Origin of the sequence: Pseudomonas sp. NPDC085632 (assembly GCF_044541255.1) — a bacterium.
GTDB lineage: Bacteria > Pseudomonadota > Gammaproteobacteria > Pseudomonadales > Pseudomonadaceae > Aquipseudomonas.
In genome coordinates this window covers 270379-296014 of record NZ_JBITSX010000003.1, presented here as the reverse complement: position 1 = coordinate 296014, position 25636 = coordinate 270379, and the positions used below count along the sequence as shown (strand labels likewise).

The window sequence follows — 25636 nt, the reverse complement described above, 5'->3', positions numbered from 1 at the left end:
CCTCATGCATTAAAAGAGCGTTGTGCTCAGGCTCCGGCCATCCATTTCGCCAGACCATGGCGACCACTGACCCCGAGTTTGGCCGTGGCGCGTTTGAGATAGGTCTCGATCGAGCTGGTTTTGACCCGCAGCTTTTCCGCCATTTGCGGCACGGTGCCGCCGGTCAACAGGCCCAGACAGACTTCTTTTTCGCGCACCGACAGGGCGATGTCGCTGATCGCCAGGCGTTCATCGAACACCTGCGCCAACGGTGCCTGATCCAGTTCGGCCAAGGGCTGGCGGGGTTGTCTGGCGAGGAGTTGCCGGCTGATCTGCGCGTGGCGTTCGATCAGTGGCAGCAAGGTGTCGGACAGGCGCTTGAGAAACGATAGTTCAGGCAGGGAAAACACCCGTTGAGTGCTCGGTCGGTAAAAAGAAATGACGCAGCGGCGATTGGACGTGCGCGACACCAGATTGCATTGATGAGCGCTGTGTTGCGGGTGACGAGGTTGTAGCGAGGCTCTGAGTTGAATCAACAGCGAATCATTCATCTCGATCATTTTTTGCAGCAACGGATGATCATCGGGACTGTCCAGCGGATCGGCGGGCGTACACGTCTGTGCCAGACCGGCGCTGCCCAACGGTTTGATATCGACCACGCTCGCCTGACGCTCATCCAGCGTCCACTCACTGAGATCTACCCGGTTGACCGGCACCAGCGTGTCGACCAACTGGAACATGTTCGTGGCGAAGTGATCATCGCCGGTGCTTGCAATCAGCTCTCCCAGTTGCCAATAGAAATGCGGGTTTTCCATATTACGAATACTGCCGGTCAGATTCATATCCTTCATCCCTGGTTCAGAGCCATCACTGAATCGTCTGCCGTCTCTGTAAAAGCCGCCCACGCAGTCATTTCTCCTTGAACATGATCTGGAGCGGGATTTAAGCCTATGGATTTGTCCTACGTCTGTAGGGGAAAACAGGGACACAAAGTGCCACTATTTCTGATTGTTGGCGCCGGGGTTCTGACGGTGTTGAACACCGGCGTAACGGCAAGAGTGACTGTTCAGTCACACTCAAGCCCCGGAAAACCGGGCGATGGTAAATTCTGATCGGCAGCGCTCGGGCAAATGGCGGCGCTGGTATGTGGTTTTTTTCCTACAAGCTTTTCAGTATTTCCTCTCCGGTTTTTTCGACAGTGCCTGCGATAACCACGCCAGCAAACCTACAATCGCGCGTTCGAGCGTAGTGATTGTCCGGGTTTCAGGTGTCATGTCGGCGCCGGGGCCGATGCTTGAATACCGGCAAAATCACATGAGAAGGATCTTATGCAGCCTACTTCTGCCAACGTGGCGGACGATCCGTCCGTGCCTTTCGAGACTTTTGCGCTGACTGCCGCCCAGCGGGATATCTGGCTGGACCAACTGAGCCGTGGAGATTCGCCGCTGTACAACATTGGCGGTTACGTCGAACTGAGCGGGCCGCTGGATCCGGCATTGATGCAAGCGGCAGTTGAATCTCTGGTGGCAGCGAATGATGCGTTGCGCATTGTTCTGCTCTCGGACCTTGGTCACGATGGGCTGCCGTTGCAAGGGTTTGCGCAGGCGCTACCGGTAACCATGCCGCTGTTTGATTTCAGTGGGCACCCCGATCCACAGTCGGCGGCTCGGGCGCTGGTTGAAGAGCAAATGGCGCAAGCCTATGTGTTGAGCGAGCAACCGCTGTTCCGTTTCTGCCTGATTCGCCTCGATCGCCATCGCCACTGGCTGGCAGCCCAGGCCCACCACTTGATCATTGATGGTTGGGCTTTCGCGCTGCTGTTCAAGTCGGTGGGCGAGATCTACAGCACGTTGTGCCGTGGCGAGCGTCCGAGCGTGACGGCCCCGTCCTATGTCGGTTTTGTCGAAGATGACGCGCGCTACCATCAGTCACCTCGCTATGAGCGCGATCAACGCTACTGGCTGGACAAGTACCGTAGCCTTCCCGAGCCCTTGTTGACTCCCCGTCATCGCGAATCCCTCGACGCTGAAGCAGCGCCAAGTCGCATTCACGTCGAGGCTTTTCCAGCCGTGCTGCACGAGCGCATGAAAGACTGCGCGCGGCAATTCGGTGGCTCGGCGTTTCACGTGTTGCTGGCGGCACTGCATGTGTATTTCAGTCGCACCGCCCAGCGTGACGAGTGGGTGGTCGGCTTGCCGATTCTCAACCGTACCGGTGCCCGCTTCAAAAGCACTCTGGGCTTGTTCACCCAGGTCAGTGCAATGCACATGGGGTTTGGCCGGGCTTTGTCATTTGGCGAATTGATCAAGGCAATCGGCGATAGCCTGAGACAGGATTTCCGCCATCAACGCTACCCGCTGAGCGAGATGAACCGCGCGCTGGGTCTGTTGCGCGAAGACCGAGCGCAACTGTTCGAGCTGTCGGTGTCCTACGAACAGGACGACCATGACTACCGCTACGGTGAAGCGTCGGGACACTCGGTCAAGGTCTCCAACCAGCACGAGGCGACACCGCTGGCCATCCACCTGCGCAGCAACCGTTTCAACGACAAGGCCTGGTTGCATCTGGTGTATTCCCCGGCATTTTTTGCGGCCGATGAGATCGTGTCGTTTACCGAGTGCTTGTTGCTGATCCTCAAACAAGGACTGGAATGTCCGGAACGGGCTATCGCCGATTTCAACCTCAATAGCCCGGCAGAACTCGCCCGGTTGAACGAGTGGAACGACACCCGAGTCAGTTATCCGCAAGGTCAGCTGATTCATCAGCGATTCGCGTCGCAGGTGGCCGAACAACCGGACGCTGTGGTCGCCACTTATCAGGGGCGGTTGCTGACTTACGCCGAGCTGAACAAACAAGCCAATGCATTGGCCCATCATCTGCTGGGCCTCGGTGTACGGCCGGATGACCGGGTGGCAATCGTCGCACGCAGGGGCCTGGAGACATTGGTCGGGCTGCTGGCAATTCTCAAGGCTGGCGCCGCTTATGTGCCGATTGACCCGGCACATCCGCCCGAGCGCCTGAGTTATCTACTCAGCGACAGTGCTCCGGTGGCGCTGCTGACGCAAAGTGATTTGCGTGATCGCCTGCCCGCCACAGCGCTTCCAGTGATTGAACTTGATCGCCGGGAGTGGTCGCTCGACCACTTGACCGATCCCTACGTGCCGGGGTTGAACACGACCAATCTCGCCTATGTGATTTACACCTCCGGCTCGACCGGGTTGCCCAAGGGCGTAATGGTTGAACATCGCACGCTGGGCAATCTGGTCGACTGGCATTGTGCTGCGTTCGGGCTCAGCCCCGGGCAGCACACGTCGAGTCTTGCCGGGTTCGGTTTCGACGCGATGGCGTGGGAGGTCTGGCCGGCGTTGTGTGCCGGCGCAACGCTGCACTTGTCGCCCGCAAGCGAAGGCAGTGAAGACATCGATGCGCTGCTCGCCTGGTGGTGTGCGCAGCCGCTGGATGTCAGCTTCCTGCCAACGCCGATTGCCGAATATGCCTTCAGCAAACAACTCGATCACCCGACCTTGCGCACCTTGCTGATTGGCGGCGATCGTCTGCGCCAGTTCAACCGCGCGCAGGGTTTTGCGGTGGTCAACAACTATGGCCCGACCGAAGCGACGGTGGTCGCCACCTCCGGGCTGATCACTCCAGGGCAGGCGTTGCACATCGGCAAACCCGTGAGCAATGCCACGGCTTACCTGCTCGATGATCAGCAGCGCCCGGTGCCGATCGGCATCATCGGCGAGCTGTATGTCGGCGGCGCCGGGGTTGCCCGGGGTTATCTGAATCGCCCGGAGCTGACCGCCGAACGCTTTATCGACGATCCGTTCAGTGCGCAGCCGGACGCGCGCATGTACCGCACCGGCGACCTCGCCCGTTGGCGCGCCGACGGCAATCTTGAGTACATCGGTCGCAACGATGACCAGGTGAAAGTCCGTGGTGTGCGTGTCGAACTGGGTGAAATCGAAGCGGCACTGGCCAGCCATGACGCGGTGCAGGAAGCCGTTGTGCTGGTGCGCGACGGTCAACTGTTGGCATGGTTCACCGAGCGTGAAGCGCTGGACATCCTGCAACTGCACGCGCACCTGACAGCGCGTTTGCCGGCTACCCTGTTGCCCGCCGCTTACGTCCGTCTGACGAGTTTGCCGCTGACGGCCAACGGCAAGCTTGATCGCCAGGCCTTGCCAGCACCGGGGCCGGAGGCATTGATCCATCGTGAGTACGAGGCGCCACACGGTGACGTCGAAATCGCTTTGGCGCAGATCTGGGCCGAGGTCTTGCAAGTCGAACGGGTAGGGCGTCACGACCACTTTTTCGAACTGGGCGGCCATTCGTTGTTGGCTGTCAGCCTGATCGAACGCATGCGCCAGATTGGCATGAGCAGCGACGTTCGCGTGCTGTTCAGTCAACCGACATTGGCCGCATTGGCGGCGGCCGAGGGCAGTGGCCGCGAAGTCGAAGTGCCGGCCAATCGCATTGCCGCCGATTGCACGCACATCACGCCGGACCTGTTGCCACTGGTGCAACTGGATCAGGCGATGATCGAGTGCATCGTCGCAACAGTGCCGGGCGGTGCCGCCAATGTGCAGGACATCTACCCCTTGGCGCCGTTGCAGGAAGGCATTCTCTATCACCACATCACCGCTGCGCAGGGCGATCCGTACCTGCTGCAATCACTGCTGGCGTTCGACAGCTTCGAGCGGGTCGAGGCCTTTGCCACTGCGCTGCGCGAGGTCATCGCACGGCACGACATCCTGCGTACGGCGGTGGTTTGGGAAGGGCTGGCGTCACCGGTTCAGGTCGTTTGGCGCGAGGCCATTTTGCCGGTGCAGAAAGTCGAACTTGACCCTGCTGACGGCGCAATCATCGATCAGTTGCACGAGCGCTTCGATGCGCGGCGTTATCGCCTCGATGTCAGTCAGGCGCCGCTGCTGCGCTTGATGGTTGCCCATGATCCCGCGCATAACCGGGTGGTCGGCATCTTGCTGTTCCATCACCTGGCGATGGACCACATCGCACTGGAGGCCATGCGCGAAGAAATCCACGCCAGCCTGTCCGGGAGCGCCGAACCGCTGGCGGCACCGGTGCCATACCGCAACTATGTGGCGCAGACGCGACTGGGTGTCAGTGAGCAGGAGCATGAAGCGTTTTTCCGCCAGATGCTCGGCGACATCGACGAGCCGACCTTGCCGTTCGCGTTGCAGAACGTGCAGGGCGACGGCAGCAACATCGAAGAAGCCGAGCAGGCGCTGGCGAGCGATCTCTATCAGCGCTTGCAGGTGCAGGCGCGTCTGGCCGGCGTGAGTGTCGCCAGCCTGATTCACCTCGCCTGGGCGCAAGTACTGGCGGCGACATCCGGCCAGCAAAGCGTGGTATTCGGCACGGTGCTGATGGGGCGCATGCAGGGCGGCGCGGGTGCCGACCGGGCGCTGGGCGTGTTCATCAACACCTTGCCGCTGCGGGTCGATGTGGGCGAGGGCGCCCGTACAGCGGTGAAGTCCACCCATGCGCGCCTGACCGCTTTACTCGCCCATGAACACGCCTCTTTGGCACTGGCTCAACGTTGCAGTGGCGTCGCCGCGCCGGCGCCGCTGTTCAGCGCCTTGCTCAACTATCGGCACAGCGATGACGTCGAGCAAAAGAACTCCCGGCAAACCTGGCAAGGCATCGAAACCCTGGCCAACGAGGAACGCACCAATTACCCGTTTACCCTGAGTGTCGATGACCTCGGCACAGGCTTGCGTCTAACCACCCGAACCTTGTCGAGCATTGGTGCGCAGCGGATTGGCGGCTACGTGCAAGCGGCCTTGAGCGGTTTGGTCGAGGCGCTGGAGAACACACCGCAGCAGCCGTTGAATCGTCTGCCATTGTTGCCGGAAGAGGAGCTGCAACGGCTGCTGATCGAGTTCAACGCGACAGCAGTCGACTGTCCGATGGAGCAGCCGCTTCACACGTTGTTCGAGCAACAGGTTCGGTGTAAGCCGGATGCCGTCGCCGTGCAATTTGCTCAGCGGCATCTGACCTATCGCGAGCTGAACGAGCAGGCCAACCGCTTGGCCCATCATCTGCGCGGGTTGGGCGTGCAGCCGGATTCGCGGGTGGCGATCTGTGTCGAGCGCGGGCCTGAACTGGTGATCGGTCTGCTGGGTATTCTCAAGGCGGGCGGTGCTTATGTGCCGCTCGATCCGGATTATCCGCTGCAACGGCTGAACTACATGATGCAGGACAGCGCCCCGGTCGCGCTGCTGGTGCACGCGGCGACGCGCGATCTGCTCGGCGACCCCGGTGTGCCGCTGATCGATCTCGACCTCGGCGCCTGGCAGGACCAGCCGCACGACAATCCGCAGGTACCCGGTCTCGGCGCGGCTAATCTGGCCTATATGATCTACACCTCCGGCTCTACCGGCACGCCGAAAGGCGTGATGATCGAGCACCGCAGTGCCTGCAACATGGTGCACTGGGGTTCGCAATTGGCGCCGCCCGGCGAACACGGGGCGTTGCTGCAAAAGGCCCCGTACAGTTTCGACAGTTCGGTATGGGAAATCTTCTGGCCACTGTGCTCGGGCATGCGCCTGGTGCTGGCGCGGGCCGATGGCAATCGCGATTCGGCTTATGTCACGCAAGTGATTCGCGAGCAGAACATCACGGTGGTCAAGTTCGTGCCGGCGTTGTTGCAGCAGTTCATCGAACAGGACGATGTCAGTCTGTGCACCAGCCTCACCGACGTGCTTAACGGTGGCGGCGAGTTGACCGTGGCCCTGGCCCGGCAAGTGCGCGAACGCCTGCCGTGGGTGCGCCTGCACAACGTCTACGGACCGACCGAAACCACGGTCGACAGCAGCGGCTGGACGCTGGAACCCGGCGAACCGCTGCCGCCGACACTGGTGCCGATCGGCAAGGCGCTGAGCAACACGCGGCTGTATGTGCTCAATGCCGGCGATCAACCGGTGCCGTTTGGCGTCAGCGGGCATTTGCACATTGGCGGGGTGGGCGTGGCGAGGGGTTATTGGGGACTGCCGCAATTGCAGGCCGAACGCTTTATCGACAGTCCGTTCGTGGCCGGTGATCGCTTGTATCGTACCGGCGATCTGGTGCGTTACGGCGCTGACGGCAATCTTGAGTTTCTCGGTCGCAATGACTTTCAGGTCAAGCTGCGCGGGGTTCGCCTTGAGCTGGGCGAGATTGAAGCGCGCCTGCTTGAACACCCGGCTCTCCGCGAGGCGGTGGTGCTGGTGCGCGATGAGCGGCTGGTGGCTTATTACAGCGTGCGTGCCGAGTCGCCTGAACCGACGCTTGAGGCGTTGCGTACGCATGTGTTGGCGCGGTTGCCGGAGTTCATGGTGCCCGGCGCCTACGTGATGCTGGCGGCGTTGCCGTTGACGCCCAACGACAAAATCGACCGCAAGGCATTGCCGGAACCGGGGGCGGAAGCGCTGCTCAGCCGTCCTTACGAGGCCCCCGAAGGCGACGTGGAAAGTGCCTTGGCGCAGATCTGGGCGCAGGTGCTCAAGGTCGAGCAGGTAGGGCGTCACGACAACTTCTTCGAGCTGGGCGGGCATTCGTTGCTGGCGGTCAGTCTGGTTGCGCGCATGCGTCTGGCCGGGCTGCATGTTGATGCGCGGACACTGTTCAGCCAGCCGACGCTGGCCGCGCTGGCGGCACAGACCTCGCGGCAGGCCAGGCACGTCGAGATCGCCCAGACCACCATCCCCAACCTCAACCGCAAGCGCCGGCTCTAACAACGCACACAAACCCTGTAGGAGCTGCCGAAGGCTGCGATCTGTTGATCTTGTTTTTAAAGGCAAAATCAAAAGATCGCAGCCTTCGGCAGCTCCTACAGAGGCGAACAGCGGGCAGGGCGGCTTGTCCCCGCTTCCCATGTCAGACACCCACGCCTCGATGTTTTAGTTTTTCCAGGCTGCGCGCCGCGTGCACGGACTCGCTGCTGCGCGCTCCTTTTTTCCGTATTTACAGCAGGTTACCTCATGCATTTCAGCGAACTGATGGCTGCCATTTCCACCCATGCGATCCGCCTTCAACAGGAAGATGAAGACCTGGTCATTCTGGGCAGCGACGACGCGCTGGATGACGCGTTGTGGGACAGCCTCGCGGCGCACAAGACGCAACTGCTGGAACTGGTCGCCCGACACGGCGGCGACTGGTTGAGCCCGGCCTTTCGCATCACCCCGGACATGCTGCCGCTGGTGAAGCTGAATCAGGACACCCTTGACCGCATCGTTGCCACGGTGCCGGGCGGCGCGGCCAACGTGCAGGACATTTATCCGTTGTCCGCGTTGCAGGAGGGCATGCTCTATCACCATCTCTCGGCCGCTGCCGGTGACCCTTACATCTCGCAGGCGCGCTTCGTGTTCGACAGCCAGGAACGCCTGGACGCCTTCGCCGACGCGCTGCGCTGGGTAATCAAGCGCCACGACATTCTGCGCACCTCGTTCGTCTGGGAATACCTCGACGAAGCGGTGCAAGTGGTCTGGCGCGAGGCGCCGCTGGTGTGTGAGGAAATCCCTGTCGACAGCGGTGCCGACGTGCTCACGCAGTTGCTCGCACGCCACGACCCGCAACACTTCCGTCTCGACATGCAGCAAGCGCCGCTGTTGCGCCTGGTCTATGCGCAGGATCCTGCTCAGGGCCGCGTGGTTGCGCTGTTGCTGTTTCATCACATGATCATGGATCACGTCGCGCTGGACGTGCTGCGCCGGGAAATTCAGGCCAGTCTGCTCGGGCAGACCGCGCAAGTGCCTGCGGCCGTGCCGTATCGCGATCACTTGGCGATGGCGCGCAATGCCGGTAATGAGCAGGCGCAGGAAGCGTTTTTCCGCGACATGCTCGCCGACATCGCCGAGCCGACGCTGCCGTGTGGTTTGCAGGATGTGCAGGGCGATGGCCACGCCATCGAGGAAGCCTCGCTGATGCTCGACAGCCGCTTGAGCCGGCAGTTGCGCGAGCAGGCGCGGCAGCTCGGCGTGAGTGTCGCGAGCCTGACGCATCTGGCCTTGGCGCGGGTGTTGGGGCAATTGTCCGGGCGCACGGCAGTGGTGTTCGGCACCGTATTGCTGGGGCGCATGGACGCGGGCGAGGGCGGTGAGCAGGCGTTGGGGATGTTCATCAATACCTTGCCGCTGCGCGTTGATGTCGGCGAACAAAGCGTGCGTGCCGGCGTGCGGGCGACCCATCAGCGCCTGACCGCTTTGCTGGCGCACGAGCAGGCTTCGCTGGCCCTGGCCCAACGCTGCAGCGCCGTCGCGGTGCCGACGCCGCTGTTCAGCGCGATCCTCAACTACCGGCACAGCAGCGTCGAAGAAGTCGCGGACGTGGTCGACATTGCCCCCGGCGTGCAGGTGCTGGGTGCCCGCGAGCGCACCAACTATCCGCTGACCATCAATATCGATGACCTCGGCGCCGATTTGCGCATCACCGCGCTGGCGGATGCGGCGCTGGGTGCCGGGCGCATGGCGGCTTACCTGAACACGGCGCTGGAGAGTCTGCTCACGGCCCTGCAAACCGGCGCCGATGTGCCGCTGCAAACGCTGCGCATCCTCCCGGCGAGCGAACGTGAACACCTGCTGCGCGGCGTCAATTTGCCGCTGGCGCAGTTCCCCGAAACCCCAATGATCCATCAGCAATTCGAAGCCCACGCGCAGGCTAGACCAGACACCACAGCGCTGATTTTCGACGGGCAGACGCTCAGCTACGGCGAGCTCAACCGCCGCGCCAATCAGGTTGCGCATCATCTGCTTGCCCTGAACATCCGCCCGGATGACCGCGTGGCAATCTGCGTCGAGCGCGGCCCGCAAATGCTCATCGGCCTGATCGGCGTGCTCAAGGCGGGCGCCGGTTACGTGCCGATCGATCCGGCCTATCCGCTCGACAGAATCAGCTTCACCTTGCAGGACAGCGCCCCGGCAGCGGTGCTGATGCAGGCCGCAACGCGTGATCGCGTGGCTGAACTCGATGTGCCGCAAATCGACCTCGACAGCACTCACCTCAAAGCCGAACTCGACAGCAATCCGCAGATTCCCGAACTGACCCCCGCGCATCTGGCCTACGTGATCTACACCTCCGGTTCCACCGGTTTGCCCAAAGGCGTGATGGTCGAGCACCGCAACGTGGCGCGGCTGTTTTCTGCCACTCAGGACTGGTTTCAGTTCAACCAACAGGACATTGGTGTGCTGTTCCATTCCTTCGCGTTCGACTTCTCGGTCTGGGAAATCTGGGGCGCCCTGGCGTTCGGCGGGCAATTGCTGCTGGTCCCGCAAGCCGTCAGCCGCTCGCCGGACGACTGCTATGCATTGCTCTGCCAGACCGGCGTGACCGTGCTCAACCAGACGCCGAGCGCGTTCCGCCAACTGATCGCCGCCCAGGGTCGCAGTCCGTTGCAGCACTCGCTGCGGGAAGTGATTTTCGGTGGCGAAGCGCTGGAGCCGGGCCTGCTCAAACCGTGGTATGCGCGGGTCGGCAATGCCGGAACGCGGCTGGTGAACATGTATGGCATCACCGAAACCACGGTGCACGTGACGTATCGACCGCTGCAAGCCGCCGACGCCCAGTTGCTCGGCATCAGTCCGATTGGTGTGCGCATTCCCGACCTGCAACTGTATGTCCTCGATGCGCAGCGCGAACCGGTTCCAGCCGGGGTGATTGGCGAGTTGTACGTCGGTGGCGCGGGTGTGGCGCGCGGTTATCTGAATCGCGAGGCATTGACCGCCGAGCGTTTTATCAATGATCCGTTCGGCGACAACGCTGATTCGCGACTGTATAAAACCGGCGACCTTGCACGCTGGGCCGCCGATGGCAGTCTCGAATACCTGGGCCGTAACGACGATCAGGTGAAGATTCGCGGTTTCCGCATCGAACTGGGCGAAATCGAAGCGCGCCTGTCCGCCTGCGAAGGCGTGCGTGAAGCCGTGGTCATCGCCCGTGAGGACAGCCCCGGTGATCAGCGTCTGGTTGCCTACTGGCTGGCTGACGAAAGCGCCGCGCCTGACGTGGCGCAATTGCGCGATCATTTGCTGGCCACGCTGGCTGACTACATGGTGCCAAGCGCGTTTGTGCGCCTGGAGGCCTTCCCGCTGACCACCAACGGCAAGCTCGACCGCAAAGCCTTGCCGGCACCGGACAGTGATGCATTCGCCAGGCGTGGTTTCGAAGCGCCGGTTGGCGCCGTGGAAAACCTGATCGCCGGGCTCTGGCAAACCTTGCTCGGTGTCGAGCAGGTCGGCCGTCATGACAATTTCTTCGAACTCGGCGGTCATTCGCTGTTGGCAGTGAAGCTGATCGAACGCATGCGCCAACAGGATCTGCATTGTGACGTGCGCGTGCTGTTCGGGCAGCCGACTGTGGCGGCACTGGCGGCGACTTTGAGCAGCGAACGCGGCATTGTCGTTCCCGCCAACCAGATCGAACCGGGTTGCACGCGCATTACTCCGGCGATGCTGCCGCTGGCCAATCTCGATCAAGCCGCGATCGACCGCGTCGTTGCATCTGTGCCCGGTGGCATCGCCAATGTGCAGGACATCTATGGTCTGGCGCCGTTGCAGGCGGGGATTCTCTATCACCATCTGGCGACCAGCGCCGGCGATCCGTATGTGTTGCAGGCGCAATTTGCTTTCGACGGTCTGGCGCAGATCAAAACCTTCGTCCGCGCCTTGAACGGTGTGATCGCGCGCCATGACATTCTGCGCACTGGCATCTTCTGGGAGGGGCTTGAAGAGGCGGTACAAGTGGTCTGGCGCGAGGCGCCGCTGGCGCTGGAACGCGTCGATGCCGACGAACTCGACGGCGACGTGCTCGAGCAGATGCAGGCGCGTTTCGATCCACGGCACTATCGCCTGGACCTCAATCGCGCGCCGCTGATGCGCTTTGTCTACACCGAAGATCAGCCGCACCAGCGCTGGATCGGCATTCTTCTGTTGCACCATATCGTTCTCGATCACACCGCGCTGGAGGTGCTGGTCGCGGAAATGAACGACGTCATGCTCGGTCGCAGCAGCGACCTGCCGCCGCCGGTGCAATACCGCCACTTTGTCGCGCAGGCGCGGCTCGGCGCCGATGATCAGGCGCATGAGACGTTCTTCCGCGAGATGCTCGCCGACATCGACGAACCGACGGTGGCCTTCGGTTTGCAAGACGTCCATGGCGACGGCAGCGCCATCCTCGACAGTCATGCCGAACTGGACGCCGGCCTCGGCCAACGTCTGCGCGAGCAGGCACGGCGGTTGGGTGTCAGCGTGGCGAGTCTGGTGCACCAGGCCTGGGCTCAGGTGCTGGCACAGGTTTCCGGCCAGCAGGACGTGGTGTTCGGCACCGTATTGCTCGGCCGGATGCAAGGTGGTGAGGGCGCTGATCGGGCGCTGGGCATGTTCATCAACACCTTGCCGTTACGCGTCAGCGTCGGTGCTGATGCAGTAGAACACGGCGTGCGTGTCACGCATGCGCGTCTGGCGCAGTTGCTCGGCCATGAGCAGGCGTCGTTGGCGCTGGCCCAGCGTTGCAGCGGTGTTGGCGGTGCGCAGACGCTGTTCAGCACCTTGCTCAATTACCGGCACAGTGCGCCGGAGTCGGCCGCTTTGACGTGGGACGGTGTGCAGATTCTTAGCTCGCGCGAGCGCAGTAATTATCCGCTGGTGGTCAGTGTCGACGACCTCGGCGAAGGTTTCCGCTTGAGCGTGCAAGCGGTGCCGCAGGTTGATGGCGCACGGGTCTGCGATTACTTGCAAACGGCCTTGCACAGTCTGGTCACGGCGCTGGAGTACACGCCGACGGCGCCGTTGCAGCAACTGACCATCGTATCGCCGGGCGAGCGTCAACGGGTGCTGGTCGGCTTCAATATCAGCGGTCGTGAATACCCGCCCGCGCAAACCGTGCAGCGCTTGTTCGAAGCGCAAGTCCTGGCACATCCCGAGGCGCTGGCGGTGGCGCAGGGCGGGCAACAGATCCGTTACCGCGAACTGAATCAGCGCGCCAATCGCCTCGCCCATCACCTTATCGGCCTCGGCGTGCAAACCGATGACCGAGTCGCGTTGTGCCTTCGTCGCGGGCCGGACATGCTCGTTGCGATGCTGGCGATTCTCAAAGCCGGCGCGGGTTACGTGCCGATTGATCCGGATTACCCGGCTGAACGCATCGCCTACCTGTTGCAGGACAGCGACCCGATCGCGGTGCTGGCGCAGGCGTTGACGCGCGAGCTGCTCGGCAGGGTACCGGTGATCGATCTGGACGCCAGCGACTGGCAGCACTTGCCCGACGACAATCCGTTGCGGCCAAGCCTGACCCCGGAAAATCTGGCCTACGTGATCTACACCTCGGGTTCTACCGGGCAGCCGAAAGGCGTGATGGTCGAGCACCGTACCCTGGAAAACCTTGTGCACTGGCACGCAGAAGCCTTTGACCTGCACGCCGGTAGCCACACCGCCAGCGTCGCCGGTTGTGGTTTCGATGCCATGGCCTGGGAGGTCTGGCCAGCGTTGTGCGTCGGCGCGACCGTGCATCTGCCTCCGCCTGCGATCGGCAACGAACACCTCGATGAACTGCTCGAATGGTGGCGTTCGCAGCCGTTGCAAGTGAGCTTTCTGCCGACCCCGGTGGCCGAATACGCGTTCAGTCGCGAGCTGGGCCATCCGACCCTGCGTACGCTGCTGATCGGCGGCGACAAGCTGCGTCAATTCCCGCGTGACCAGACGTTCGACGTAATCAATAACTACGGCCCGACCGAAGCCACGGTGGTGGCGACTTCCGGGCGCATCGAACCCGGTCGGATTTTGCACATCGGCCGGCCAATCGCCAATGCGCGGATTTATCTATTGGATCGCCAGCAACAGCCCGTGCCGAGCGGTGTGCAGGGCGAGTTGTATGTCGGTGGCGCCGGGGTTGCACGCGGCTATCTGAATCGCCCGGATTTGACCGCTGCGCAGTTCCTCGACGACCCGTTCAGCGACGAGCCGCACGCGCGGATGTACCGCACCGGTGACCTCGCGCGCTGGCTGGCTGACGGCAATATCGAATACCTCGGGCGTAACGATGATCAGGTCAAACTGCGCGGCGTGCGCATTGAACTCGGGGAAATCGAAGCGGCGCTGAGCGCTCACGACGCGGTTCGCGAATGCGTGGTGCTGGTGCGTGACGGACGTTTGGTCGCCTGGTTCACCGAAATCAAATCGGTCGAAAGCGGCGACTTGCACCAGCATCTGCAAGCTCGACTGCCCGACACTTTGGTGCCGGCGGCTTACGTGCGCCTGGACAGCCTGCCACTGACCGCCCACGGCAAACTCGACCGCAAGGTCCTGCCCGAACCGGATCAGGACGCCTGGCTCAGCCGTGAATATGCAGCGCCGCAAGGCCCGGTCGAGATCGCGTTGGCGCAGATCTGGGCCGACGTACTCAACATCGAACAAATCGGCCGTCACGACAATTTCTTCGAACTCGGCGGCCATTCGCTGTTGGCGGTGAGCCTGATCGAGCGTATGCGTCAGGTCGGTCTGAGCGCCGATGTGCGCGTGCTGTTCAACCAGCCGAGCCTGGCCGCACTGGCGCGAGCCTTGGGCAGTGGCCGGGAAATCGACGTACCGGCCAATCTGATTGCGGCCGATTGCACGCGCATCACCCCCGACATGCTGACCCTGACCACGCTGGATCAGGCCAGCATCGAGCGCATCGTCGCCACGGTGCCGGGCGGCGCTGCGAATGTGCAGGACATCTATCCGCTGGCCCCCCTGCAGGAAGGCATTCTCTATCACCACCTCAGTGCCGAGCAGGGCGATCCGTACCTGCTGCAGTCGCGTCTGGCCTTCGACAGTCTTGAACGTCTGCACAGCTTCGCCGAGCACTTGCAGCAGGTCATCGCACGCCACGACATTCTGCGCACCAGCGTGGTGTGGGAAGGCTTGCCCAGCCCGCAGCAAGTGGTCTGGCGCGAGGCGCAGATGGTCGTGCAGCAAGTGCCGCTTGATCCACAGGACGGCGATATCCTCGAACAGCTGCACGCGCGTTTCGATGCCCGGCATTTCCGTCTCGACCTGAATCAGGCACCGCTGATCCGCATGGTCTACGCCGAAGATCCGTTGCAGCAGCAAGTGGTCGCGATCGTGCTGTTCCATCACTCGATTCTCGACCACACCGCCATGGACGTGATCGGTCGGGAAATGCACGCGCTGATGTTCGATCAGCTCGACACGCTGACGCCGCCGATGCCGTACCGCAATTACGTCGCGCAGGCCCGCTTGGGCGCCGACGAACAGGAACACGAGGCGTTCTTTCGCGAGATGCTTGGCGATATCGACGAGCCGACCTTGCCCTTCGGGCTGCAGGATGTTCAGGGCGACGGGCGTGGCATCGAAGAAGCGCTGCACCCGGTCGATGCCGCACTCAATCTGCGCCTGCGTGAACAGGCACGGCAGTTAAGCGTCAGCCCGGCGAGCCTGATGCACATGGCCTGGGCGCAGGTGTTGGGCGTGGTCTCCGGGCGCCGCGACCTGGTGTTCGGCACTGTGTTGATGGGGCGCATGCAGGGCGGCGAAGGCGCCGACCGCACGCTGGGGGTGTTCATCAATACCTTGCCACTGCGCGTCGATCTCGCTGAAGGCGTGCGCGCCGGGGTGAAAGCCACCCATGCGCGGCTGACGGCGCTATTGGGCCATGAACATGCTTCGTTGGCGCTGGCCCAGCGGTGCAGTGGCATGGCCGGTTCGACGCCGCTGTTCAGCGCCTTGCTCAACTATCGACACAGCGCTGCCGAGCAGCAGCCGCACGACGGCCAGGGTATCTGGCAGGGCGTGCGCATGCTCGGTGGCGAGGAGCGCAGCAATTATCCGCTGACCTTGTCGGTGGATGACCTGGGCGAAGGCTTTGCCCTCGACGTGCTGGCAGTCGCCGAGATCGGTGCGCAACGGATTTGCAGTTACATGCACACCGCACTCGAACATCTGGTGACGGCACTGGAGGAGGCACCGCAACGTCCGCTCAACCGTTTGCCGGTGCTTTCGGTGGCGGAATACGAGCATTTGCTGGTCGGCTTCAATCAGCACTCAGCGGCTTATCCGCGTGGCGCGACGATTCACCGCCTGGTCGAGGCTCAGGCCGAGCAGCAACCAGATGCACTGGCAGTGGTTCAAGGCGCCCGGCAACTGACCTACGCGCAGCTCAATCAGCGCGCCAATCGTCTGGCCCATCACTTGCTCGGGCTCGGCGTGCAGCCCGATGACCGCATCGCCGTGTGCCTGCGCCGCAGCCCGGACATGCTCGTCGCGTTGCTGGCGATCCTTAAGGCCGGCGCCGGTTATGTGCCGGTCGATCCGGCGTACCCGGCGGAACGCATCGCCTACCTGCTGCAGGACAGCGCGCCGATGGCGGTGCTGGCGCAGGCTGCGACGGCTGATTTGCTCGGCGCCGTGCCATTGATTGATCTGGACCATCCCACTTGGCAGCACTTGTCCGAGAGCAATCCGCAATTACTGACGCTGACCACGGCGCATCTGGCCTACGTGATCTACACCTCCGGCTCCACCGGCCAGCCGAAAGGCGTGATGGTCGAACACGGAACACTGGAAAACCTGATGCACTGGCACTGCGAGGCCTTTGACCTGCGCGCCGGCAGCCACACATCGAGCGTCGCCGGCTGCGGTTTCGATGCCATGGCGTGGGAGGTCTGGCCGGCGCTGTGTGTCGGTGCGACTCTGCACTTGCCGCCGGAGTCGGTGAGCAACGAGCATCTGGATGAGTTGCTGGAATGGTGGCGCGCGCAGCCGTTGCAGGTGAGTTTCCTGCCGACGCCCGTCGCCGAATATGCGTTCAGTCGTGACCTCGGGCACCTGACCTTGCGCACGCTGTTGATCGGTGGCGACAAACTGCGCCAGTTCCCCCGCGAGCAGACCTTTGCGGTGATCAATAACTACGGCCCGACCGAAGCCACGGTGGTTGCCACCTCCGGCGCGGTCGAGGCCGGGCAGGTGCTGCACATCGGCCGGCCGATCGCCAACGCGAAGATTTACCTGCTCGACGATCAGCAGCGACCTGTACCGGTCGGCGTCGCCGGCGAATTGTATGTCGGCGGTGCGGGTGTGGCGCGCGGTTATCTGCATCGCCCCGAGCTGACTGCCGAACGCTTCCTCGACGACCCGTTCAGCGACGAACCGCAGGCGCGCATGTACCGCACCGGCGACCTCGCACGCTGGCTCGCCGACGGCAACGTCGAATACCTGGGGCGCAACGATGATCAAGTCAAACTACGCGGCGTGCGCATCGAACTGGGGGAAATCGAAGCGGCGTTGAGCCGTCACGAGGCCGTGCAGGACTGCGTGGTGCTGGTGCGCGACGGCCAGTTGCTGGCGTGGTTTACCGAACGCCTGAACGTCGAGATCGAGGATTTGCGCCGTCATCTGCAGGCGCAGTTACCGCACGCGCTGGTGCCCGCCGCTTACGTGCGCCTGCCAGCACTGCCGCTGACCGCCAACGGCAAACTCGACCGCAAGGCGTTGCCGGCGCCGGATCAAACAGCGTGGCTGAGTCGCGAATATGCCGCGCCGCAAGGCGCGGTGGAAATCGCCCTGGCGCAGATATGGTCTGACGTGCTCAAGGTCGAGCAGGTCGGTCGCCACGACAACTTCTTTGAACTGGGCGGGCATTCGTTGCTGGCGGTGACGCTGATCGAACGCATGCGTCAGGCCGATCTGAGCACCGACGTACGTGTGTTGTTCAGCCAGCCGACCTTGGCCGCACTGGCGGCGGCGGTGGGCAGTGGTCGCGAGGTTGCAGTTCCAGACAATCTGATTGCGGCCGATTGCACGCACATCACCCCGGACATGCTGCCACTGGTGCAACTGGATCAGGCCAGCATCGAGCGCATTGTCGCCACGGTGCCGGGTGGCGCGGCCAATGTGCAGGACATTTATCCGCTGGCGCCGTTGCAGGAAGGGATTCTGTATCACCACCTCAGCGCCGCGCAGGGCGATCCGTACCTGCTGCAATCGTGTCTGGCGTTCGACAGCCTCGAGCGTTTTCAAGGGTTCGCTGCGGCGTTGCGTCAGGTCATGACGCGCCACGACATCCTGCGCACTTCCGTGGCCTGGCAAGGCTTGCCGGCGCCGGTGCAAGTGGTCTGGCGTCTTGCCGAGCTGCCGGTACAGGTCGTGGCGCTGGAACCTGCGCAGGGTGAAGCCATCGAACAGCTGCGCACGCGCTTCGATGCGCGGCATTGTCGTCTGGAGCTTGATCAGGCACCGCTGCTGCGTTTGGTATATGCCCTTGATCCGGACCATCAGCGCGTGGTTGCCATGCTGTTGTTCCACCACATCGCCATGGACCACACCGCGCTGGCAGTGGTCAGTGAAGAAATGCAGGCCATTTTGCGCGGCGATGAACGGTTGCCGGTCGCCGCTGTGCCGTACCGCAATTATGTTGCGCAGACCCGCCTTGGCGTCAGCGAACAAGAGCACGAAGCATTCTTTCGCGAGATGCTCGGCGACATCGACGAACCGACCCTGCCGTTCGGCCTGCGGGATGTGCATGGCGACGGTAATGACATCGAGGAGGTCTGCCAGCCGCTGCCCGCCGTGGTGGCGCAGCGACTGCGCAGTCAGGCGCGCTTGCTCGGTGTGAGCGTCGCCAGTCTGTTCCATCTCGCCTGGGCGCGGGTGCTGGCGGCAACGTCCGGTCAGGAGCGGGTGGTGTTCGGCACGGTGCTGCTGGGCCGCATGCAGGGCGGCGCTGGCGCGGATCGCGGGTTGGGCATGTTCATCAACACCTTGCCGTTGCGTGTGGAGGTTGACGAAAGCAACGTGCGCGCCGGGGTCAAGGCGACCCATGCGCGGCTCAGTGCGCTGTTGGCGCATGAACATGCTTCGCTGGCGCTGGCCCAGCGTTGCAGTGGTGTCGCGGCGCCGTCGCCACTGTTCAGCGCGATGCTCAATTACCGGCATAGCGACAGCGAGGCCCGTCAGAACGCCAAGCGTGAATCCTGGCAGGGCATCGAATCCCTTGCCGGCGAGGAGCGCACCAATTACCCGTTGACCCTCAACGTCGACGATTTGGGCAGCGGTTTTGAACTGACAGTGATGACGCCGTCGCGCATCGGTGCCGCACGTATTGGCCAGTACATGGAGAACGCGCTGGTCGCGCTGGTTGAAGCGTTGGAGCACACGCCACAGCAACCGTGCAATCGTCTGACGGTGTTGCCGGACGAGGAGCGGCAGGCATTGTTGTTCGGCCTCAATGCCACCGACGTCGATTACGACCTGCAGCAGACTCTGCACGGCTTGTTCGAGGCGCAGGTGCAGCGTACGCCACAGGCTGTGGCCGTTGTCGCCGGCGACCAAGCATTGAGCTACACGCAACTGAACGATCGCGCCAACCGCTTGGCCCGGCACTTGATCAGCCTCGGTGTGCAGGTGGATTCGCGGGTGGCGATCTGCGTCGAACGCAGCCTGGAAATGGTCATCGGCCTGCTGGCGATCAACAAGGCCGGCGCTGGTTATGTGCCGCTCGATCCGGCCTATCCGCCGGAGCGCCTCGCTTACATGCTCGAGGACAGCGCGCCGGCCGTGGTGCTGGTGCACGGGGCTACCAGCGAGTTGCTGGGAGATATCACGGCGGCAGTGGTCGATCTTGACCAGAACAGCTGGCAATCCTTGTCCGCCGACAATCCGCAAATCCCGGCGCTGACACCTCAGCACAGCGCTTACGTGATCTACACCTCCGGCTCGACCGGCCAACCGAAAGGCGTGGTCAACGAACATGCCGGTGTGGTCAACCGCTTGCTGTGGATGCAGGACGCCTATCGCCTGACCGCCGCCGATTCGGTATTGCAGAAAACCCCATTCAGCTTCGATGTGTCGGTGTGGGAGTTCTTCTGGCCGCTGATGACCGGCGCGCGACTGGTCATGGCGCGGCCCGGCGGACACAAGGACCCGCAATACCTCACGGACGTCATCGAGGCCGAACGCATCACCACGCTGCACTTTGTGCCGTCGATGCTCGATGTGTTTCTTGCTAACAGCGACACCACACGCTGCGATGGCCTGCGGCAGGTGATGTGCAGCGGCGAGGCGTTGCCGGGCAGCCTGGTGCGGCGTTTCAAACTTCAGTTAACGGGCAGCGAGTTGCATAACCTGTACGGTCCGACCGAAGCGGCCGTCGACGTCACGGCGTGGGATTGCGCCGGCTCGATCGAGCAGACGCCGGACAACACGCCAATCGGCAAACCGATTGCCAACACCCGGATGTACATCCTCAATGCGCAACAACAACCGGTGCCGCAAGGCGTGGTCGGTGAGTTGTATATCGGCGGCGTGCAGGTTGCGCGGGGTTATCTGAACCGGCCTGAGCTGAGTGCCGAGCGCTTCCTCGACGACCCGTTCCAGGTGAATGGGCGGATGTATCGCACCGGTGACGTCGCCCGCTATCTGGCGGACGGCAACATCGAATACCTGGGCCGCAATGATGATCAGGTGAAGATCCGTGGTCTGCGTATTGAACTGGGTGAAATTCAGGCGCGCCTGACCCAGATCGACGGTGTGCAGGAGGCCGTGGTGGTCGCCCGTGAAGACGTGCCCGGCGACAAACGACTGGTCGCCTATTACACCGGCGAACGGCTGGACATCGACCTGCTGCGCAGTCATTTACTCGAGCATTTGCCGGACTACATGGTGCCCGCCGTGTTCGTGTATCTCGACGCCTTGCCGCTGAGCCCCAACGGCAAACTCGACCGCAAGGCGCTGCCGGCGCCGGATCAGCAAGCGCTGAAAACACGCGAATACGAAGCCCCGGTCGGCGACGTCGAAATCACTCTCGCACGGCTCTGGGCCGAGCTGCTCAACGTCGAGCGGGTAGGGCGCCACGACCATTTCTTTGAGTTGGGTGGTCACTCATTACTGGCGGTCAGCCTGATCGGCCGGTTACGTCAGGAAGGCATGGAAGCCGATGTCAGGGCGTTGTTCGAACAACCGACCCTGGCCGGCTACGCCGCAATTACCGAAAGAATGGAGATCGTCCTGTGAATGTGCTCGAACTGTTGGCAAGCCTGAAGACAAAAGACATTCAGTTGGCGGTGACCGATGAGCAACTGCGCGTCAACGGCAACAAGCAGGCATTGAGCGATCCGGTGCTGCTGGCGGCGCTGCGCGAGCATAAAGCGGCGCTGATCGAACTGATCAAGGCCGGGCAATACTCGGCCAGCCGCGTCGGCCAGATCGATGTGCCGGCCAACGGTATTCTCCCAGGCACCACGCACATCACGCCAGCGATGGTGACCCTGGCCGAAGTGGATCAGGCGACCCTTGACCGCTTGATCGCCGACGTACCGGGCGGTGCCGCCAATGTGCAGGACATCTATCCCTTGGCGCCCTTGCAGGAAGGCATTCTCTATCACCACGCGAGCAATGAGCAGGGCGATCCCTACGTCATGCAATCGTACTTTGCGTTCAGCAGCCGTGAGCGTTTGAACGCGTTTGCGCAAGCGTTGCAAAAAGTCATCGATCGCCATGACATCTTGCGCACGGCGGTGCATTGGGAGGGGCTGGACGTGCCGCTGCAAGTGGTCTGGCGACAAGCGCAGCTGCCGATGGAAGAAGTCGTGGTGCACGACAGCGAAAACGCTGTGCTGCAGCAATTGCACGAGCGCTTCGATGCGCGGCATTTCCGTCTCGACGTCAAGCACGCACCGATGATGCGTCTGGCCTATGCATGGGATGAGGACGGCCAGCGCGTGGTCGCAACATTACTCTTCCATCACATGGCGCTGGACCACTCGGCGCTGGACGTGGTGCGCCACGAACTGCTCGCCTGCCTCACCGGTGAGGATCAATCGCTCGGCCGGCCGGTGCCGTTTCGTAATTACGTGGCGCAAGCGCGGCTGGGCATCAGCGAAGCCGAGCACGAGGGGTTTTTCCGCGAGATGCTCGCTGACATTGTCGAGCCGACGCTACCGTACGGTTTGCAGGATGTGCAGGGCGACGGCCTCGGCATCGCCGAGCTGAGCCAGCCGATCAACCCGTTGCTTGGCCAGCGTCTGCGGGCGCAGGCGCGGCAGCTCGGTGTGAGTGCCGCGAGCCTGTTTCATCTGGGCTGGGCGCAGGTATTGGCGGCGCTCACCGGTAAACAAAACGTGGTGTTCGGAACGGTGCTGATGGGGCGCATGCAGGGCGCCGAAGCCACCGAGCGGGCGCTGGGGATTTTCATCAACACCTTGCCGTTGCGGGTCGATGTCGATGCGCGGGGCGTGCGTGCGGCGGTGGAGGCGACCCACAAACGCCTGACCACATTGATGCGCCACGAACACGCGCCGCTGGCGCTGGCGCAGCGGTGCAGCGGTGTGGTCGCGCCGACGCCGTTGTTCAGTGCCTTGCTCAATTACCGTCACAGCCACACGGCGGCGACGGCGAGTGCCGAGACCCTGGCGGCCTGGGACGGCATCAGCACGATCAGTTCCGAAGAACGCACCAATTATCCGCTGACCCTGAGCGTCGATGATTTCGGCGATGCCTTCAGCCTGACCTTGCTGGCCACCACCGAGGTCGATCCACAGCGCATCTGCGCTTACTTGCACTGCGCCCTGGAAAGTCTGGTGCTGGCGCTGGAGCAGGCGCCCGATACCGCAATCAACCAGTTGCCGATTCTGCCGGCGGCCGAACGAGAGCAGGTGCTGTTGGCGTTCAATGCCACTCACGCCGACTACCCGGCAACGTTGACCATTGCCCAACGTTTCGAGGCGCAAGTGGCGCAGCGACCAGAAGCGCTGGCAGCACAGTTCTTGGGTGAGCAATTGAGTTATGCCGAACTCAACCGGCATGCCAACGCCTTGGCCCATCACCTGATCGCGCTTGGGGTGAAGCCTGATGATCGCGTCGCCATCGTCGCCCGCCGTGGCCTCGATACGCTGGTCGGGCTGGTCGCCATTCTCAAGGCCGGCGCCGGTTATGTGCCGGTCGACCCGGCGCACCCGGCCGAGCGTCTGCACTACTTGCTCAGCGACAGCGCCCCCGTCGCCGTGCTGACCCAAAACAATCTGCGTGGGCGCTTGCCGGCGCTGGCGGTGCCGGTGATCGATCTCGACCCGCTGACCTGGCCGCTCAGCGAAACTTCTGATCCGCACGTGCCAGGCCTGACCGCCGCCCATCTGGCCTACGTGATCTACACCTCTGGCTCCACCGGCCTGCCCAAAGGCGTGATGGTCGAACACCGCACCTTGTCGAATCTGGTCGACTGGCATTGCTCTGCGTTTGATCTGTGCGCCGGTCGCCACACCTCCAGCCTTGCCGGGTTCGGTTTCGACGCCATGGCCTGGGAAGTCTGGCCAGCGTTGTGTGCCGGCGCGACCCTGCATCTGGCACCGACGCACGAGGGCAGCGAGGACATCGATGCACTGCTCGACTGGTGGCGCGCGCAGCCACTGGACGTGAGTTTCCTGCCGACACCGGTCGCCGAATATGCGTTCAGCCAGAACCTTGAACACCCGACGCTGCGCACGCTGCTGATCGGTGGCGACCGCTTGCGCCAGTTCAGCCGCAACCAGCAATTCGACGTGATCAACAACTACGGTCCGACCGAGGCCACCGTGGTCGCCACCTCTGGACGAATCGAGGCAGGCGATGCCTTGCATATCGGCAAACCGGTGACCAATGCCACGGTGTACCTGCTGGATGAACAGCAGCGTCCGGTGCCGATTGGCGTCATGGGCGAGTTGTATGTTGGCGGCGCCGGGGTCGCTCGCGGCTATTTGAACCGTGCCGACCTGAGCGCCGAACGCTTCCTCCAGGACCCGTTCAGCGCCTTCCCGAATGCGCGCATGTACCGCACCGGTGACCTCGCACGTTGGCGCGCCGACGGAACGATCGAGTACTTGGGGCGTAACGACGATCAGGTGAAAATCCGCGGCGTGCGCATCGAACTCGGCGAAATCGAAACCCGCCTCAATCAGTTGCCCGGCATTCAGGAAGCCGTGTTGCTGGCGCGCGAAGATGAACCCGGCCAGCCACGCCTGGTGGCGTATTTCACCGAGCAGAGTCAGGTCGAACCGCTGGCGGTGGCCGAGTTACGCGCGCACCTGTTGACTCAGTTGCCGGAGTACATGGTGCCGGTGGCCTTCGTCAGACTCGACGCACTACCGTTGACCGCCAATGGCAAGGTCGACCGCAAGGCCCTGCCGAAACCCGAGCGTGCGGCACTGTTCACCCGCGAATACGAGGCCCCGCACAACGAACTGGAAAGCGCCTTGGCGCAGATCTGGGCGCAGGTGCTGCAGGTCGAGCGAGTAGGGCGCCAGGATCATTTCTTCGAACTCGGCGGCCATTCGCTGTTGGCCATGCGCATGGTGTCCCAGGTTCGCCAGCGTCTTGGCGTGGAACTGGCGCTGGGCGATCTGTTTGCCAACGCCGAACTGGCTGCGGTTGCCGAGGCGGTGGCGCAAGCGGGGCGCAGCACGCAACCGGAAATAGTTGCGGTGGCCCGTGACGGCGCCTTGCCGTTGTCGTTCGCTCAGCAGCGCTTGTGGTTTCTCGCACAAATGGAAGGCGCCAACACCGCGTACAACATTCCCATCGGCTTGCGCCTGCGTGGGCAGCTGAATGAACCGGCCCTGCAACAAGCCTTGGCGCGCATCGTTGCGCGGCATGAAACCCTGCGCAGCCGTTTCGCCCAGTTCAATGACGAGGCGCAAGTGCTGATCGCGCCGATCGACAGCGGTCTGCTGCTACGCGTTGAAGACCTGCGCCAGCACCCGCAACCCGATGAAACCTTGCAGGCGCTGATTCAAGGCGAAGCCTCGGGGCCGTTCGACTTACAGGACGATGCGCTGATTCGTGGTCGGTTGGTGCGCCTGGCCGACGATCATCACGTGTTGTTGCTGACCCTTCACCACATCATCTCCGATGGCTGGTCGATGGGGGTTCTGACCCGTGAGCTGATGGCGTTGTATCAGGCGTTCAGCCACGGTCAGCCGGATCCGCTGCCGCCCCTGGCGTTGCAATACAGCGACTACGCGGTGTGGCAACGACGCTGGCTCAGTGGTGAGGTGTTGCAGCGCCAAAGTGAATACTGGCAACAGACTTTGGCGGGCGCTCCGGCGCTGTTGACGCTGCCGACTGACCGCGTGCGGCCGGCACAGCAGGATTACGCCGGCAACACCGTCGAGGTGCTGCTCGACGAACGCCTGAGCGCCGGGCTCAAGGCTTTGGCCCAGCGTCACGGCGTGACGATGTACATGCTCATGCTCAGTGCCTGGGCGAGTCTGTTGAGTCGTTTGTCCGGGCAATCGGAAGTGGTCATCGGTTCGCCGGTGGCCAACCGAACCCGCGCCGAGATCGAAGGCCTGATCGGAATGTTCGTCAACACGCTGGCCTTGCGAATCGATACCTCGGGCGAGTTGAGCACTGAGGCGCTGTTGGCGCGGGTCAAGGCGCGAACGTTAGAAGCGCAGGCGCATCAGGATTTACCCTTCGAGCAAGTGGTGGAAATCACCAAGCCTGCGCGCAGCATGGCGCACAGCCCGTTGTTTCAAGCGATGTTCAGTTGGGACAGCGGCCACGGTGGCAGCCTGAGCCTGGGCGAGCTGACGCTGGAAAGCGTCGCCGAGCCGAGCCACTTTGCCAAATTCGATGCGTCGCTGACGCTGGCAGACGCGCCGGGCGGGATTCGCGGTGTGCTGGAGTACGCCATC

General features: G+C 62.9%; 4 protein-coding genes (1 of these 4 cut by a window edge). 3 read left to right on the top strand and 1 reads right to left on the bottom strand.

Features of this window, described 5'->3' with window-relative positions; all coding sequences use genetic code 11:
- Positions 1-26: 26 nt before the first annotated feature.
- A complete protein-coding gene (locus tag ACIF4X_RS04735; protein ID WP_397481154.1) occupies positions 27-821 on the bottom strand; it encodes a helix-turn-helix transcriptional regulator in 795 nt (264 codons plus the stop codon).
- 486 nt (positions 822-1307) lie between these two features.
- Between ACIF4X_RS04735 and ACIF4X_RS04730 the strand changes: the two genes are divergently transcribed.
- The 3 genes from ACIF4X_RS04730 to ACIF4X_RS04720 form a co-directional block, all read left to right on the top strand.
- The gene (locus ACIF4X_RS04730; protein WP_397481153.1) at positions 1308-7718 is read left to right on the top strand and encodes an amino acid adenylation domain-containing protein; all 6411 of its coding nucleotides are present in this window, start codon (positions 1308-1310) and stop codon (positions 7716-7718) included.
- Between the two features lie 246 nt (positions 7719-7964).
- Positions 7965-20981 (top strand): amino acid adenylation domain-containing protein, encoded by a 13017-nt coding sequence (locus tag ACIF4X_RS04725; RefSeq protein WP_397481152.1) that lies wholly within the window; start codon positions 7965-7967, stop codon positions 20979-20981.
- A protein-coding gene (locus ACIF4X_RS04720; RefSeq protein WP_397481151.1) for a non-ribosomal peptide synthase/polyketide synthase crosses the window boundary here: on the top strand, positions 20978-25636 show its start. 13188 nt of this gene lie beyond the right edge of the window; the window shows 4659 of its 17847 coding nt (coding positions 1-4659); it begins with the start codon at positions 20978-20980; its stop codon lies off the right edge, out of view. Before ACIF4X_RS04725 ends, ACIF4X_RS04720 begins: the two co-directional genes overlap by 4 nt.